This window comes from Pseudonocardia sp. CA-142604 (assembly GCF_050948475.1).
In the GTDB taxonomy this organism is placed as follows: Bacteria; Actinomycetota; Actinomycetes; order Mycobacteriales; family Pseudonocardiaceae; genus Pseudonocardia; species Pseudonocardia alaniniphila.
In genome coordinates, this window is record NZ_CP192045.1 from 7,280,232 (window position 1) to 7,296,258 (window position 16,027).

Below are 16,027 nucleotides of genomic sequence, written 5' to 3' on the forward strand. Positions count from 1 at the left end.
TACGACGACAAATCCGGATACGTCTGACCCGTGCGCCGGAGTCCGGCCGGGCGAGCGTGGACCCCGGAACGGTGGCGGCTTCACCTGGGGACGTACGTGTCCTCGGCGGACATGGAGACCGTGACCGGGAGGGCGAAACTCATCGTCGAGGACGACTCCCGCCCCCAAAACCCGTCCCGAAGCCCGGGATAGAAGGTCATGGCGAATATGGCGTGGCCCGCGAAGCGGGCCTGCTGCTGTGTCACCTTGGAGTTGGAGACGAGCCGACCACCGATCTGCACCTCCACGCCTTTTCGGTTGCGCCACGAGCCGCCGCCGGAAAACGTCACGGGGCCGATACCGAGCTGGCTGTTCGACTCGTGCAGGTTCGAGCTGCGCTCCCGGCTTCGGAGTCGATCTGTACTCTCGGCCACGAGCGCGACGTCGGCCTTGGACTCGCGGAGGAAGTCGAGAAGCCAGCGGTTGTCGTCCTTCACCTGAGCGGTGAGCGTGATCCGCCCGGGCCTGAGACCGTTGATCTCCGTGGTCTCCAGCGGGATACCTTGGGTCATCGCCGGCAGGTTCACCATGATCTGTTCCGCACTCAGCTCGCTCAGGATCGTGGACCGATACTTGCTCCACGCGCGCCCGTAGATCATGTCGCCGTAGACGTCGAGCATCTTCTCCACGGAACCGAAGTCGGGCATCGTGGTGATGTGATCGTGCGCGAGCGTCCCCTGGGCGGGCCGCCGGCCGTCATTCTCCGCACCGGCCGTCCCGGCACGCTTGTCGTCGTACCGAGAGAAGCGGGCGTCCTCGGCGTTCTCGACCTCGTGAGCATCCGCTGTCTCGACCATTGCGGTGAAGCGCACCCTCGCCTCTGGCGTACGGGACGCGCTCGCGGCAATCTGCTGGGCATCGGCCCTGCGCCGATCGGACCAGTTCTGCTGCGCCACCAGATCTGTCAACTCCTCGACTTTCTCGGCACGGTCCGCTCCAGCTCGCCTCTTCTCGTCGTCAGAGATTCCAGGCGTGGCAATTTTGTCGTCCAGCGTACGCACTTCCTTACCGATTTCGTCCCACCGTTCCTGCCGGCTCTTGAGGTACTCAGAAGAGGGCCCGCTCGGGGCCGCAGCGGCCGCACCGCTCCCACTCGGCAGGTCGAACTCGAAGTGGAGTAGCGCCACGCCGTCGTAGACGCTGCCCGGGTCCTTCGACTTGGTACCGACACCCGTCTGACGAATGCGGGTTTGCCCGCTCCCGCTGTCGGTCCCGCGCTCGTACGTGTACGTCTGGCCAGGCGTGACGGCGGTTCTGGCGTCCGGCTGGGTCACGGTGCGGGTCAGCTGGGAAGCCTCGCGGTAGAAGACACGCTTGTCCTCGTCCAGAGGCCCGTCCGCACCACCGCTGAGGACAAGACCGCCGGCGATCCCGGTGTTGAACTCCACGGGCTCCCCGATGTGGGTGGCGTGCGCCATCTCTTCCACGCTGGCCGTGATGGTCACGTCGCCGTGTTCGCCAAGCTGGATCTCCCAGCCCCGGCCCGCCATCATCGACCGGAACCTCTGTTTGAGCTCGTCGATGTTGAGCTCCGCCGCCAGGGCCGGCCGTGCGGCGTTCCACTTCTCGGTGGACCCGAATATCCGTGCGGCGCGCGCGTCCAACTGGTTCAGAATGCCCGCCGCCGAGAGCTGCGCCGGCGGTTCTGCCCGCGCAACCGCCGCTGCTTCGTTCTGCGTCGCGGCTCCTGCCTCGGCCTGCGTCGCTGACGCCCCGACGGGTTGCCGCTGGTGCGGCGGCAGAAGATCCAGGACGACGTCGGTCCCGCCGAGGCGGAGCGAGTCCTTGATCCGGCCGGGCACGCTGAAGAGCTTCGACGCCCCTCCCTGCCCGGCCTCCTGGGGCATGTCGCGTGCCGGAAAGGCGAACTCGCCCGACATCACGGCGTGCGCCACGATGGGCTCCGCAGACCCGCCCATCTCTATCTCGATCGTGAAGGTGACGCTGCCCTCGAACAGCTGGGCCGGTTCGACGATCTTCGCCCTGTTCACCGTGCCACCGGTGACATCCTGGGTGCTGCCGGAGGTGTCGTCGATGTTCACGGCGAGGTTGAGGGGGTTGGCCGTCAGGGCGGTGCCCTGGGGTTGAGCGGCCACGCTCAGCGTCTGGTTCTGACCGATGTACCGGTTTCGGCGCACCGTCTGGGTTCCTCCGCCGGTCGTCGAGTCCGAGCCGACCTCGAACTCGAACTTCGACACGGAATCCGTGTGCTTGGTCATCGTGGCCTGCGCGCCGACGATGGCGACATCCGCCGTGACGTCGCGCGCCCCGGCCGCCGCGGCAGGTACGCGCACCGACGTGCCCCACCGCCGCCCGTGGGTGAGCGCCGGGACGAGCGGCTGGATGGCGGCCCGGTCGAACACCGGGAGCAGTTTCGCCTGGGCGACCTCCCAACGGTCACCGAACCTGTCGCCGATCGCTGCGCGGACCGCGTTGATCACGGCCATGTCGTTGCCGAGCTGGACCACCACGTCCGAGAACCCGATCTGGTGGCTGGACCGCACCCTCACCGGTCCCAAGCCACCTCCGGCGGCCGGGACGGGGGCCGGCGGCGCCGCGGCGACCTCGGCCTCCGGGACCACGATCTCCGGGGAGTCCGCGACGACCTCGCCCGGCCCGCCCACGATCTCCCCGGACCGCCCGGCGGTGCTGCCTACCACGTGCTCCTCGGTGTGCGCGTGGGGCAGGGCCACCAGAAACTGGACCTGGGTCTGCGGACCGGCGACCGGCGCGGCTTCACTGTGGATGAGGGTGAGCGTCACCGATGCCGTGCCGAGGAACACGTGCATCGGGGCGTTGGGCCTCGCGAACTTGCCGCTGGCGATGCTGCCGAAGGCCTGCGTCGCGCGGGTTCCTCGTTGCCATCGCCTCCGGTAGCCGACGGTGGGTGCGGGAGCGTCCACCGCGACGTTCGGCGTCGGCGTTCGAATCGTGGCGGCGCCTCCGACCTCGAACCCCGCACCCTTGTAGGAGTTGTGCCGGCTGCCTGAGCTCGTACTGACGTCATTGAGCACGTTGAGCTCGGCCTTCGGGCTGAGCTCCCGTACGTACTCCAGATCCTGCAGCGCCGCGGTGGCCGACACCCATGCCTCCCCGTAAGGGGGCTTCAGGGGGTTCAGCTGCCGGGGGGTGGGCACCTGAGGAATCGGCAGAATCAGCGGAGGGCTCTGCAGCGGCACCCCCCGCGACATCGCCGCGATCGACGACGCCAGACGCTCGCGGCTGAACGTGCCGAGAACGGTCGCCTCGACCCCCGCCCACGAACGACCGAGTTGCTCCTCCCCGAACTGGCCGGCTCTGTCGGCCACGGGATTGTGTTCGCCGCCCTCTCCGGCAAGGACGTCCAGGATGACCGCGGTGGAGGGCAGCCCTCCTCCGCTCCTCGACCCGCCACCGCCCAGGATCTCCGTGCTCGCCCGCCGGATCTTCTCTCCCGGTGTGAACGCCGGCGCGGTCAAGCGTTGCCGGAGCCCCTTCGCCACGAACTCTTGCGGGTCTTTGCTTCCCGGATCGATCGCCTCCGCGGCATCGACGATCGCTTGGAAACCGATCCTTGCCTCTCCCAGGGTCGGCTGTCCGGGCTTCCCGGGTCGGCGGACCTTGAACGACAGCTTCGCCACACCGTCGAAAACCGCGCCGGGAACCTTCATCTTCATTCCGGCGCCGGAACGCGCGGACGCCTGTGCGCTCTCCCTGCCGTCCCGCCCGTACTCAGCGAAGGGAGTGAATGTCAAGGATCCGGTCGCCACGCCGCCACCCAGACCGGACAGTCCGATGGGGGCAGTGAACTCCTCACGCTCATTGCTGCCCCCGCTCGAGGCCGTGGAGCTACTGGTGTCCGTCCCGACGTTGAACTCCGTCTCCTTCGTGGTGTGATGGTGTGACATCGAGACGATCTGGGCGCCGATCCGGATGCTGCCGAGCTCGTTCGGCAGCGGGAACGCGATACCGTCTCCCACCATCATCGCTTTCAGGTCCCGCTGCAGCGACGTGATGCTGACGAACGACAGGATGCCCTTGTTAACCGCCGGCCAGTCCGTTCCGAACAATGCCTGGCCGTTGTCCTCGATGGAGCGCAACAACCCCGGTACCCCGGCGCTGCTGAACGTCCCCCTATCGGTGAGCGCGTGCACGTCGTTGACGACGTCCGTGCCCCCCAGCGCGAGGGTCTGCTGCACCCGCTGCGGCGGGAGCAAGCGCCCTGCAGGTCCGGCCCCGGCGGAAATCGGCGTGGCGAGGTCCGCGGAAATTGCGTCGATCGTTTTCGACTCATACCGTTCTTTGCCGCTCGCCACCCGCTGCCGAGAGCCCACCACATAAAACGAACGCGGACCCTGAAGCTCGGAGAAGTCGAACTTCAACTGGATCCGGCTGTCCAGAATTGCAGCCTTTTCCTTGGTCTTCGTGCGGGCGAAAGCCCGACCGGTACGCGCCGTCGTGCCACTCGAGAACTTGTCCTGCAACACTCGCCCGGTGGGGGTCACACCCAGGGTCGGCCCGCCCTCGATAATCGGGATGGTGCCGCCGAATTGGCCCTGGAGCCGCTCCCGCGACTCCGAGAGCTCGCTGGTCGAGCTGAACCGGTCACCACCCGCCTCGAACTCGACCGTCTTCGGCGCAAGCGGCGCGACGGACATGATGCGGGCGGACACCGTGATCGGACCGGACCAGCCGCCGACGTCCATCGGTACGGTCACCGAGTCGCCTCGCGTCATCGCGGAAAGCCTCGGCTGCAGCGCACCGAGGCCCAGGGTGTCAGCCCATTGCGCCCTGGCTTCCTCCCTGTCGCCTGCGCTCAACGTGAAAGGCAGAGCGCTGACGAGGCGATCGATGACCACGTTGTCACCACCTTGAATGGTGATGACCCGGTCGCCACCACTCAACCAGCCCTCAGCGATGCGTCCCGGCAGGCTCGGGGCCGGAGGCCGGGCCGGGGTGCTACCTGCCTGAGCCGGGCCCTCCTGGGAAGGGACCTCCTGATCCTTCACCGCCGCTTTCGGCTCTGTCGCCACCTTCGGCGCCACGGATCCCGGCCGCGAACGCGGCACCTCACGGATCTCGGGGCTCGCGGGCTCCGGCGCCATGGATCCCGGCCGCGAACGCGGCACCTCGCGGATCTCGGGGCTCGCGGGCTCCGGCGCGACACCTCCGGCCGAGCCCTCTCCCTCGGGTTCGCTCGACCGGAAGCTCTCGGCATCCGACGACAAAACCTCGGGAGTAGGCGGGAGCGGCCGGGGCCGGCCACCCCCGTCGGCCTCGTTCGGCCCTGCACTCTCGACGCTCGGCGCTGCACTCTCGACGCTCGGCGCTGCACTCTCGACGCGCGCAGTGTCGCCCGCGGCCATGCCCCCGCCCGCACCGCCCGAGGCCGGCGCCGCGCCGGGCGGGAAAAGGTACCGACGCCGGCCGAGTCGCCGACGCTGCTCCTCGACCTCCTGCGACGTTCGACCGAGCGGATCACGCGGCTCGACCTGGTCGCGCCAGGACGAGATCCTCGCCTGTCGCGCGGCATCGTCCTCGATCGAGGAGTACCCCGCCGCTGCCTCGGTGATATCGGCCTCGTCGACCGACCCCCGTACGTCCTCGATCGAGGAGCGCCCCGACTCCGACGTCGCCCCGGGCGAGGGCGGCTCCGCGGTCCCCGCACCACCCGAGGCCGACGTCTCGACGGGAGGGAGAAGCTGCCGCCGCCAGCCCAGTCGCCGACGCTGCTCCTCGACCTCCTCCGGCGTCCGCCCGAGCGGATCACGCGGCTCGACCTCGTTGCGCCACACCGAGATGCTCGCCAGCAGGTCCGCTTCCGCCTCGGCATCGGCCTCCTCGATCGACCCGCGCACGGTGTCGATCGACGAGCGCCCCGACTCCGATGCCACCCCGGGCGACGGAGGCTCCGGCGTGACGGCCTGCGTTTCCGTCGCCTCCCCGGGCGGGACCGGCGCTCCGACGGGAGGGAGAGGCTGCTGCCGCCAGCCGAGTCGCTGACGCCGCTCATCGACCCCCTCGAGCGTCCGACCGAGCGGGTCACGCGGCTCAACCGCGTTGCGCCACGCGGAGAACCTCGCCTGCCGCTCCGTTTCGGTCTGCCCCCCGGCCTCGGTGATATCGGCCTCCTCGACCGACCCGCGCACGGACTCGACGGACGACGCTGCGCGCTGCACCGCGACACCGCCCGCCGAGCCCGTCTCCTCCGGAGGACCACCACCGGCGACCCGCTGGATCGGCGATGCCTTCGACACCAGGGCGTCCGCGGTGGCATCCGCCTCCCGCTCGAACCGATCGCCCGGATCACTCACCCGTAACCCGTCACCGTTGTCGGTGCCGGCAACCGGCCCTCGCCGCTGCTGAACGACATGGGCGAGCTCATGCGCCAGGGTGTGTCGGTCGACCGGGCCGCCGAACACCACGTGATCGCCCGAGGTGAAGGCCTGCGCATCGACCGCGGCCGCCGCCGAACTGCTCGCGGTATCTCCACTGTGCACCCGGACGCTCGAGAGATCGGCACCCAACGGGCCCTCGAACTCCCGGCGCTGCTCGGCATCGAGCGGCCGGCCCGGCGAGGCCAGCACATCGTGCACAGCGGAACGTTGCACAGGAGCAGATACGTCGTGCTCGCTCGTGGTGGCCCCCTGATCGGAGCTCACCGGTCGCTGCTCACCAGCCACTACCCGGGTGACGGCGGCATTTCCCGCCAGCTGCTGCAGCCTCAGAACCGACTCCGCAGCCGCGCCGACCTTCCGCGAAGCTTCCGCTCGCCGCACCGATTGATCCCGATTCGCCGCTGTGGTGCTTTCATGTCCGTTGCGGCCTGTCCGCACTGAGATCCCCTTGCTCACGGTGACGCAGCGACTGCGCAATGAGACGATCTTCGTTGTGGTCGGCGGCGACCCAGGAAAACAAGGGTGTACGGATCGGAAAATCCGAATGGCCGCACAGTATTCGCTGCTCCTGGAGCCGGATTCCAACAGCTCACACGAGAGCCTCGCCGAATAATGGCCACTCCGAGCACTTGGTTACTCCCACTAATCGCCGTCGTGGCACCTCGCGCACGTCCTATAGAAACGAAATTCCGGCGGTGCAAGACGCGGGCCACGGACCGGTCCGGACAGCGCGGTTCACGCGCGCCACCGGCAGATCTCCCGCGGTACGGTCGGGCGGCGACGAGCTGTCCAAGGGAGGTGGCGCTGTGGTGGATCCCGGAGCGCACCGTCACGAGTCGGTGGTGGACAAGCAGATCCGGCTAGCTCAGGAGCGAGGCGACTTCGACAACCTGCCGGGGAAGGGCAAGCCGCTGGCCGGTATCGGTGATCCGCACGACGAGCTGTGGTGGGTGAAGGACTACCTGAGGCGGGAGGGGTTGACGAGCGAGATGCTGCTGCCGCCGTCGATCCAGCTGCGCAAGGAGCTCGACCGGCTGCCGGAGACGCTTCGCGCTCTGCCGTCCGAGAAGGAGGTGCGGGACGCGGTCGCGGAGCTCAACCTGCGCATCGTCGAGTTCCTCCGCGCCCCGTCAGGGCCCCGGGTGCGGATCGGCCGGGTGAACGCGGACGACGCTGTGCGCCAGTGGCACGCCGGACGCCCCGTCCGCGCTCGTCCCGACGATCCTGTGGCTCCTGCTCCTCCGTCACGGCCGGAGCCGTGGTGGCGGCGGCTGCTCCGCCGGCGCTGATCCCTACGCCGGGCCGGGATGCGGCTCGACCAGCGCGACGGGCCGGGCCGTGTTCGTGATCGCCACCCCCGTGAGGATCAGCACGCCGCCCAACGCCTGCAAAGCGGTCGGCACCTGACCGAGCAGCAGCCAGGACGCGACAGCCGACGCCACCACTTCCAGCAACGCCACCAACGCACCGCGGGACGCACCGATCCGGGCGATCGCCGCCACCCCGGTGAGGTAGGCGATCACGGAGGAGACGACGACGAGGAGCCCGGCGGCGACCGGCCACCCGACGTCAACGCCGGCCAGCAGCACGCCGGTGGCGCCGACGTCGACCACCACGGGCAGCACCCCGACGAGCCCGAGGGGTCCCACCACGACCGCACCCACGGTCATCCCCACCCCGGCGAGCACCAGCGGTGGGGTCTCGTTGCCTGCGCGATCGGCCAACAGGAAGTACGCCGCCTGGCACAACGCCGCAGCGAAACCCCAGGCGAGCCCCTCCCAGCGAAGTCCGGTCCCGCTCCAGACCTGCACCACCAGGGTCAGTCCGAGCAGGGCGACGGCCGCGCCCAGCACCGTGCGCGGGCCCGGCGGCTGCCCGCGGACCAGCCACACCCAGAGGATCACGAAGACGGGGCCGGTGTACTCCAGCAGCAGCGCGACCGTTACGGGCAGGTACAGCAACGCGTTGAAGAAGGCGACCTGCACACCGGCCATCGCCAGCAACCCGTACAGCACGAGCGCGCCGCCGTCGGCCCGCACCGCAGCCATCACACCGGGCCGCACCACCGCGAGGATCACGAGCAGGATGACGGCCGCCCCGCCGAGCCGGACGAAGGCCGCCCCCGTGGCTGACCAGCCCGCGTCCGTCAACGCCTTGGCGAACGGGCCCGACAGACCGAATGTGACCGCCGATACCAGCGCGAGGGCGAGACCCGCCCTCGCGTGACTTCGGCCGACGGCAAGACCGGTGCTCAGCCCTCCGCTCCGGTCTCGGACACGAGGCCGGCCGCCGCGATACCCGCGAGGGCAGCGGCCTCGTCGTTGAGCGACGCGTCGCCGCTGACACCCACGGCGCCGAGCAGCGTGCCCTGCGCGTCACGGATGAAGACGCCACCGGGCACCGAGACGATCTTGCCGCCTGCCAGCCCGACGAGCGAGGTGTAGATGTCCGGGGAATCCGCGGCGCGCGCGGCGAGCGCACGGTTGTTGATCCCCATGCCGAGGATCCCCCAGGCCTTCGCGGTGGCGAGGTCCGGCCGAAGGTATCCGGAACCGTCCTGGCGACCGAGGGCGACGAGCGCGCCCCCGTTGTCGAGAACGGCCACTGTGAGCGGCTGGAAACCCTGTTCCGTGCCGTGCTCCAGCGCGGCGCGCACGATGGTCTGGGCCTGCTCGAGCGAGATGGTCACTGCTTCCTCCGGGTCGACGACGGTCAGGGCCGATCTTGCCTCAGGACACCCTGGTCAGCCGCAGGACAGGGATCAGCCGCGTCGTCTTCGCCTGGTACTCCCCGAAGCCGGCGCGCTCGGCGACCACCCGCGACCAGATCTCGTCGCGCTCGGGCCCGGAGACCTCCTCGGCGCGCACCGGGAACGTCTCGGTGCCCACCTCCACGGTGAACTTCGGGTTGGCCTTCACGTTGTGGTACCAGTCCGGGTTGGTCGGCGACCCGCCCTTGGACGCGATGATCACCAGCGTTCCGTCGTCCTGCGGGAAGTAGACCAGCGGCGCCACCCGCTCCGTGCCCGACTTCGCGCCGATGTGATGGATGAGGATCATCGGTGCGCCGTCGAACGGGCCGCCCACACGGCCCTCGTTCGCCCGGAACTCGTCGATGATGCCCTGATTCCAGCTGTTCCAGTCCCTCAACGTGTCTCCTCGCAGCGAGCTCAGAAGAGCAGTACCCAGGCCGCGACGACCACGGCCCCACCTGCGAGCAACCAGAACAATCCGGCCCACATTCCGCCCGGAAAGGGTGTAAGCCGGGCGAGCATGTCGGCATCGGAGCTTCCGTGCAAACCACGGCGCCTGCCCCGCTGCAACTCCCGCACCGCGCGGAGCCCGCCGAACACCAGGAACCAGCACAGCGCGGCCGCGAACCCGTCCTGCAGGCGGGGTTCACCCCACCCGGCAACCACGGCCACGAGGGCGCCGGTGGCGAGCACGGCGACCGCCCCGTAGAGGTTCCGGACATGGATCAGAGTGGCGACGAGCAGGCCGAGCGCGATCCACAGCATCAGCGCGGCCTGGTCGGCGGCCACCAGCACGGCGCCACCGACGCCCAGCAGCGACGGCGCGGGGTAGCCGCCGAGGAACGTGAACACCAGGCCGGGGCCCCGCCGGGCCCCCGTGGAGACGGTCAGGCCGGAGGTGTCGGGATGCAGCCGGATGCCGGTCAGGCCGCGTCCGGCGACGACGGCCGTGAGTGCGTGGCCACCCTCGTGGGCGATGGTGACCACGGTGCGCGTCAACCGCCACAGCACAGACCACGAGACGGCGATGATCGCCAGTACGGCCGCCAGCAGCACCCCGGGCCGGTCGGTGACGAGCGTGCTGACGGTGTCGATGACGGTCTGCACCGCCGAGGTCGCGTTGTCCCCCACACCTCGAGTCTGGCAGCGGTGACGGACCGGGCGCCGAGACGGCCCGTTAAAGACGTTTGACCTTCCAGCCGGTGGAGACCCGACGATGATCCGTATGACCGAGACGACGCTGCTGACGATCGGACAGCTCGCCCGCCGTTCGGGCGTACCGGTCCGCACCATCCGGTTCTGGTCGGACGAGGGCGTGTTGCCCGAGACGGACCGCTCGACCGGCAACTACCGCCGCTACGACGCCCGTGCCGTCGCGCGGCTCGACCTCGTGCGCACGCTGCGCGAGCTCGGCCTCGGCCTCGACGACGTCCGGCTCGTGCTCGAGCGCCGACGCAGCGTCGAGGAGGTGGCCGAGGCGCACGTCCAGGCCATCGACAGCCAGATCCGAACCCTGCGGACGCAACGCGCCGTCTGCACGCTGCTCGCCCGCGGGGACTCCTCCGAAAGAAAGGTGACACTGATGAACGACCTCGCCCGACTGTCCGCCGCCGAACGCCAGCAGCTGATCGACGAGTTCGTCGACAGCGCGTTCGCCGGCACCGACCCCGAAGCCCCGGGCGCGGGCATCGCCAACGCGATGCGCATCATGCCTGCACAGCTACCCGACGAGCCGACCACCGAGCAGGTGGAGGCATGGGTGGAGCTCGCCGAGCTCGTCACGGACCCGTCGTTCCGTGCGCGGGTACGGGAGATGGCCACCGTGGGAACCGAGCCGGGCGCCGCCGATCCGCTGGTTGATCCGGCGGCGGTCATCGAGCACGCAGGCGCGGCGGTCGCGGCCGGCATCGCACCCGGATCGGCTGAAGGCCAGGCCGTCCTGCACCGGCTCATCTCGCCGGAGCTCGACGCGGCGGGCCGGGACGATCTCGCCGACAAGACCGCCACCTTCACCGACCGGCGGGTGGAGCGCTACTGGGGGCTGCTCGGAACGCTCAACGGCTGGGAGCCCAGGCCACCGGCGGTGCCCGCGTTCGAGTGGCTGATCGACGCTCTCCGCGCCCACCCCTGATGCCCACCTCTCCCCGCGAGTCGCCGGCTACTCGCGGGGAGGGATGGTGACTCGCAGGGGGTCAGTCCTTGCGGCCCGTCAGGGCCAGCCCGGCGCCCATCACGATCATCATGAGGCCGCCGACGCCGCCGACGCGGCGCAAGCGGGCGGGTGAGGTGGCGAACCAGGCACGGGCGGTGCCGGCGGCCAGCCCCCACATGCTGTCGAGCGTGGCGGCGATGCATGCGAACAGCAGACCGAGCACCAGCATCTGCGAGGTCGGGCTGCCGGCGCCGGAGTCGACGAACTGCGGCAGGACGGCGGCGAAGAAGATCAGCACCTTCGGGTTCGTCACGCCGACCACGACGCCCTGCCAGAACAGCCGCCGGTCGGCCGGACCGGCAGCGCCCTCGAGGGCAGCCGCGAGGGAGCCGCGGGAACGGATCGTCTGGACGCCGAGGTACACGAGATAGACCGCGCCCATCAGCTTGAGCACGGTGAACACCTCGGCCGACTCCGTGGCGAGGGCACCGAACCCGAGAGCCACCGCGACGACCACGAGCGAGGCTCCGACGGTGTTGCCCGCGACGCTGGTGAAGGCGGCCCGCCGACCGTGGGCGAGCGCGCGGCCGACGATGAAGAGCACGCTCGGGCCGGGGATCACCACCAGCACGATTCCGGCGAGCGCGAAGGTGATGAGGGTCTCCACGGAAGGCACGGCCGCACGCTAACCCGGATGCACCCCCTAGATCACCGTGTTTCGGTCCGACCGGACGATCTACCAGCCGTAGAACACGCGCTCCACGACGGCACGGGCGCGCCGGGTGGTGCGGCGGTAGTCGTCGAGGAAGACACCGGGGTCGCCGTCCGGCGGATAGCCCATGGCAGCGGCCACGGCCGCCAGCTCCCGCCCCGACCGGGGCAGTTGGTCGCCCGGCTTGCCCTTCACCAGCATCACGGCGTTGCGCGCCCGGGTCGCCATCGTCCAGCCGGCGGTGAGCTCCGCTGCGTCCTCGGCCGTGAGCAACCCTGCCTCGCGCGCCTCCCGCAGGCCCTCCAGAGTGGAGGTCGTCCGCAGCTCCGGGATGTCGCCCGCGTGCTGCATCTGCAGCAGCTGCACGGTCCACTCGACGTCTGCGAGACCGCCGTGGCCGAGCTTCGTGTGCGTGCTGCGGTCGGCCCCACGGGGGAGCCGCTCGTCGTCGACGCGTGCCTTGATCCGGCGGATCTCGGTGACGGTGGCCGCGTCGATCCCGACGGCGGGGTAGCGGATCGGGTCGACCATGTGGAGGAACCGCCTGCCCAGGTCGGCATCGCCTGCCACGACGGTGGCCCGGAGCAAGGCCTGCGCCTCCCAGGCCTGCGACCAGCGGGAGTAATACTCACGGTAGGACCCGATGGTCCGCACGAGCGGTCCGGAGCGGCCCTCCGGGCGCAGGTCGGCGTCCACCACGAGTGCGGGGTCGGGGCTCGGTGCGGCGAGGCGCCTGCGGACCGTCTCGGCCACGGTGGTGGAGTAGCGCACCGCGTCGTGGTCCGACGCCCCGCCGACGGGCTCGCACACGAACATCACGTCGGCGTCGCTCGCGTAGCCCAGCTCCGCGCCGCCGAGCCGGCCCATCCCGATCACCGCGAGGCGGGCGGGCGGCGGCTCGTGGCCGATCGCCCGCTCCACGGACTCCAGCGTGGCCTGCAGCACGGCCACCCACACCGAGGTGAGCGCCGTGCACACCTGCTCGAGATCGAGCACGCCGAGCAGGTCGCCGCATGCTACGCGCAATATCTCGTGCCGCCGCATCGAGCGCGCCGTGGCCGCGGCGCTGTCCGGATCGTGCTGCCGGGCGACGGTGGCGCGCAGTGATCCGGCTACCTCGGCCGGGTCGCGGGCCAGTTCGTCGGCATGTCCTGCGGTTGGCGCGGCGAGGAGGCGCAGCACCTCCGGAGCGCGCACCAGCAGGTCCGGGACCAGCGCGGACGTGCCGAGCAGCCGCATCAGCCGTTCCGCCACGAGCCCCTCGTCGCGCAGGAGCCGCAGGTACCACGGCGTGGTGGCGAGCGCCTCGGACACCCGGCGGTAGGCCAGGAGGCCGCGGTCCGGGTCGGGGCTGCGCGCGAGCTCGTCGAGCAGCACCGGCAGCAGTGTGTGCTGGATGGACGCAGCACGCGACACACCCGAGGTCAGCGCCCGCAGGTGGCCCAGCGCGCCCTCCGGCGACGCCCAGCCCAGCGCGCCGAGCCGGGCCGCCGCCGCCGCCTCCGACAGCCGCGCGGAGTCGGGCGACAACCGGGAGACCGCGGTGAGCAGCGGCCGGTAGAACAGCTTCTCGTGGAGCCTGCGGACGCGCCGCGAGTTGCGCGTCCACTCCGCCACGAGCACGCCGACGACGTCATGGCGCCCGTCCGGACGCAGCCGCGCCGCGCGGGCCAGCCAGCGCAGTCCATGGGTGTCGTTCTGGGACGGGAGCAGGTGGGTGCGGCGCATCCGCTGCAGCTGCAGCCGGTGTTCGAGCAGGCGGAGGAATCGGTAGGACGCCGCCAGGTTCGCGCCGTCGTCGCGCCCGACGTATCCGCCGTCGGCGAGGGCGGCCAGGGCCTCCAGCGTGGACGGGGAACGCAGCGCCTCATCGGTGCGGCCGTGCACGAGCTGCAGCAGCTGCACGGCGAACTCGACGTCGCGCAGGCCGCCGGGACCCAGCTTGATCTCACGCTCCGCGTGATCAGGACGGATGTGCTCCTCCACACGGCGGCGCATGGCCTGCACGTCGGCGACGAAGTCGTCGCGGCCCGCGGCGTTCCACACCATCGGCGCCACCGCCTCGGCGTACGCCGCTCCCAGCTCGGGGTCGCCCGCGACAGGCCGCGCCTTCAGCAGAGCCTGGAACTCCCAGGTCTTGGCCCATCGCTTGTAGTACGACACGTGCCCGTCGAGGGTCCGGACGAGCGCACCCTGGCGGCCCTCGGGACGCAGGTTCGCGTCGACCTGGAAGCAGGCCTCCCCCGCGATCCGCATCACGCGGCTCGCGAGCCTGGTCTGCGTCTGGTCGGCGGGCTCCGCCACGAACACGACGTCGACGTCGCTCACGTAGTTCAGCTCGTGGCCGCCGGTCTTGCCCATCGCGATGATGGCCAGCCTGCCCGGCTCGTCCCCCGCCTCCGCAACGGCGACGGCCAGCGCGGCCTGCAGGGCGGCGGCGGCGAGGTCGGCGAGCCGGGCCGCGACGTCCTCCAGGGCGAGCACCGGGAGATCGGGCTCCCCGACGGCGGCGAGATCGGCAGCGGCCAGGAGGAGCAGCTCGTCGCGGTAGGCGACGCGCAGGGCGGCGATCGCCTCCGACCCGGTGAGCGTTGCCGCCGACCCGCCCGGTGAGCCCGCAGGCGGGGCGGCCGGGTCGGCCCCGACGGCGCGGAGCATCGCACCACGCGTGTCGTCGTCGCGGTCCGGCGCGTCGGTGACCAGCCGGTGCCAACGGTCGGGGTGGGTGACGAGGTGGTCGCCGAGGGCGGAGGAGCTGCCGAGGAGCGCGAACAGCCTGCCGCGCAGACCCGCGTCGGAACGCAGCGCCGCGTCGAACTCGGTGCGGTCGGACGCGGCGTGCGTGAGCCGCTCCACGGCGCGCAGGGCCAGATCGGGGTCGGGACTGCGGGCGAGCGCCCACATGACCTCCTCGGCACCGTCGGCCGGCCTGTCGCCGACCCACCAGCCGAGCTCGTCGAGCGTGGCCTCCGCCCACGACTCCGTCAGCCCGAGCCGGGCGAGGGAGGTACCGGTACGCGTCACGGAGCACGATCCTGCCGTAGCCGGAGGCCGCAGTGGAGGACGAGTTCGCCATCGGTTCGGTGGCGGTGCCGCCACGTCCCGATCATCGCTCGAAGCGAAGCTCCAGTGCGTCGTGCAGCGGGCGATAGCCGATGCGCGGATAGAGCCGGTTCGTCGTCGGGTTGGCGAGGTCGGTGAACAGCAGCACGTGCTCGGCGCCCTCGTGAAGCGCCCACCGCGACGCTGCGGCCGTCACCGCCGCGGCATATCCGCGGCCGCGGTGCTCGGGCGGGGTGTACACGGGCCCGATCCGCGACATCCCCGCCGTGACCGCGCGCGCCGACGCCTGCGCTACGGGGACGCCCTCGACCTCCCAGAGCAGTTCGCCCGTGCCCAGCCGCAGCGAGCGGGCCGCGAGTTCCCGGGGCGAGAGCGCGCTCGTCCACGCGCCCCGGTCGGCCTCGGCGAAGGCGAAACGCCACTCGGCGAGCAGGTCGAGGTCACCCTCGTTCGCGAACCGGGCGTCGCCGGGCACCCCTGCCGGTGGCACGAGCTCGTCGAGGGTGAACAGCCGGGTGCGCTGCTCCACCAGCACCCTCGCCCCCGTGCGAGCGACGTGCGCAACGGCGAACGCCTCGGCCACGCCGGTGGGCCCGCTCACTCCGGGCAGATCCTGGTCGGCGCCGGCCAGCGCATCGTCGACGGCCGCCGCGTGCCCCGGCTGCAGCGCCGAGACGAGGACGGGCCTGCCCGGGGTGCGCAGCGCCGCCCCCACGACCTCGCCGGCGTCGTGCACCGTCAGCAGCGCGGCCGCACGCTCCTGACCGCGGCACATTGCGTCGAGCACGCTGATCTCGATCGTGTGCCGCATCGGGTCGGACCAGAGCAGCGGAAGGGCAGGGCGGGCGAACGCCTGCACGTCGTTGTGGACAACAAGATCCATGCGCGCAGACCCTGCCTCGCCTCCGGCCCGTCCGGCGACTGGTTTGCGG

Annotated in this window: 10 protein-coding genes; 2 read left to right on the plus strand and 8 right to left on the minus strand. The window is 71.0% G+C overall.

From position 1 onward, the window contains the following. Positions 1-80: 80 nt before the first annotated feature. Positions 81-6,614, minus strand: coding sequence for an eCIS core domain-containing protein (locus tag ACQPZQ_RS33040; RefSeq protein WP_433287349.1), 6,534 nt, complete (start codon positions 6,612-6,614; stop codon positions 81-83). Positions 6,615-7,222: 608 nt separating this feature from the next. Here ACQPZQ_RS33040 and ACQPZQ_RS33045 point away from each other — a divergent pair. Next, entirely contained in the window at positions 7,223-7,705 is a 483-nt protein-coding gene (locus ACQPZQ_RS33045; RefSeq protein WP_433287351.1) for a DnaJ family domain-containing protein, read from the plus strand. A 3-nt stretch (positions 7,706-7,708) separates the two neighbouring features. Here the strand turns inward: ACQPZQ_RS33045 and ACQPZQ_RS33050 are convergent, their stop codons facing one another. Genes ACQPZQ_RS33050 through ACQPZQ_RS33065 form a run of 4 tightly spaced genes read right to left on the minus strand, consistent with a single transcriptional unit; the run spans position 7,709 to position 10,299 of the window. After that, entirely contained in the window at positions 7,709-8,671 is a 963-nt protein-coding gene (locus ACQPZQ_RS33050) for an EamA family transporter (RefSeq protein WP_433299479.1), read from the minus strand. Continuing rightward, positions 8,668-9,105, minus strand: a complete 438-nt coding sequence (locus tag ACQPZQ_RS33055; RefSeq protein WP_433287353.1) for a GlcG/HbpS family heme-binding protein — start codon at positions 9,103-9,105, stop codon at positions 8,668-8,670. The genes ACQPZQ_RS33050 and ACQPZQ_RS33055 overlap by 4 nt, the downstream gene beginning before the upstream one ends. 40 nt (positions 9,106-9,145) lie before the next feature. After that, positions 9,146-9,565 carry a nitroreductase family deazaflavin-dependent oxidoreductase gene (locus ACQPZQ_RS33060; RefSeq protein ID WP_433287355.1) on the minus strand — a complete coding sequence of 140 codons (420 nt, stop codon included), beginning with the start codon at positions 9,563-9,565 and terminating at the stop codon, positions 9,146-9,148. Positions 9,566-9,585: 20 nt separating this feature from the next. Further along, a complete protein-coding gene (locus ACQPZQ_RS33065) occupies positions 9,586-10,299 on the minus strand; it encodes a M50 family metallopeptidase (RefSeq protein ID WP_433287357.1) in 714 nt (237 codons plus the stop codon). Between the two features lie 94 nt (positions 10,300-10,393). Between ACQPZQ_RS33065 and ACQPZQ_RS33070 the strand changes: the two genes are divergently transcribed. Beyond that, positions 10,394-11,299, plus strand: a complete 906-nt coding sequence (locus tag ACQPZQ_RS33070; RefSeq protein WP_433287358.1) for a MerR family transcriptional regulator — start codon at positions 10,394-10,396, stop codon at positions 11,297-11,299. Between the two features lie 61 nt (positions 11,300-11,360). Here the strand turns inward: ACQPZQ_RS33070 and ACQPZQ_RS33075 are convergent, their stop codons facing one another. From ACQPZQ_RS33075 to ACQPZQ_RS33085, 3 genes are all read right to left on the minus strand, one after another. After that, positions 11,361-11,996: a LysE family translocator gene (locus ACQPZQ_RS33075; RefSeq protein ID WP_433287360.1), complete on the minus strand. Its 636-nt coding sequence runs from the start codon at positions 11,994-11,996 to the stop codon at positions 11,361-11,363. A gap of 60 nt (positions 11,997-12,056) precedes the next feature. Then, positions 12,057-15,056: a bifunctional [glutamine synthetase] adenylyltransferase/[glutamine synthetase]-adenylyl-L-tyrosine phosphorylase gene (locus ACQPZQ_RS33080; protein WP_433287362.1), complete on the minus strand. Its 3,000-nt coding sequence runs from the start codon at positions 15,054-15,056 to the stop codon at positions 12,057-12,059. Positions 15,057-15,138: 82 nt separating this feature from the next. Continuing rightward, positions 15,139-15,978, minus strand: coding sequence for a GNAT family N-acetyltransferase (locus ACQPZQ_RS33085; RefSeq protein ID WP_433287364.1), 840 nt, complete (start codon positions 15,976-15,978; stop codon positions 15,139-15,141). Positions 15,979-16,027 lie beyond the last annotated feature (49 nt).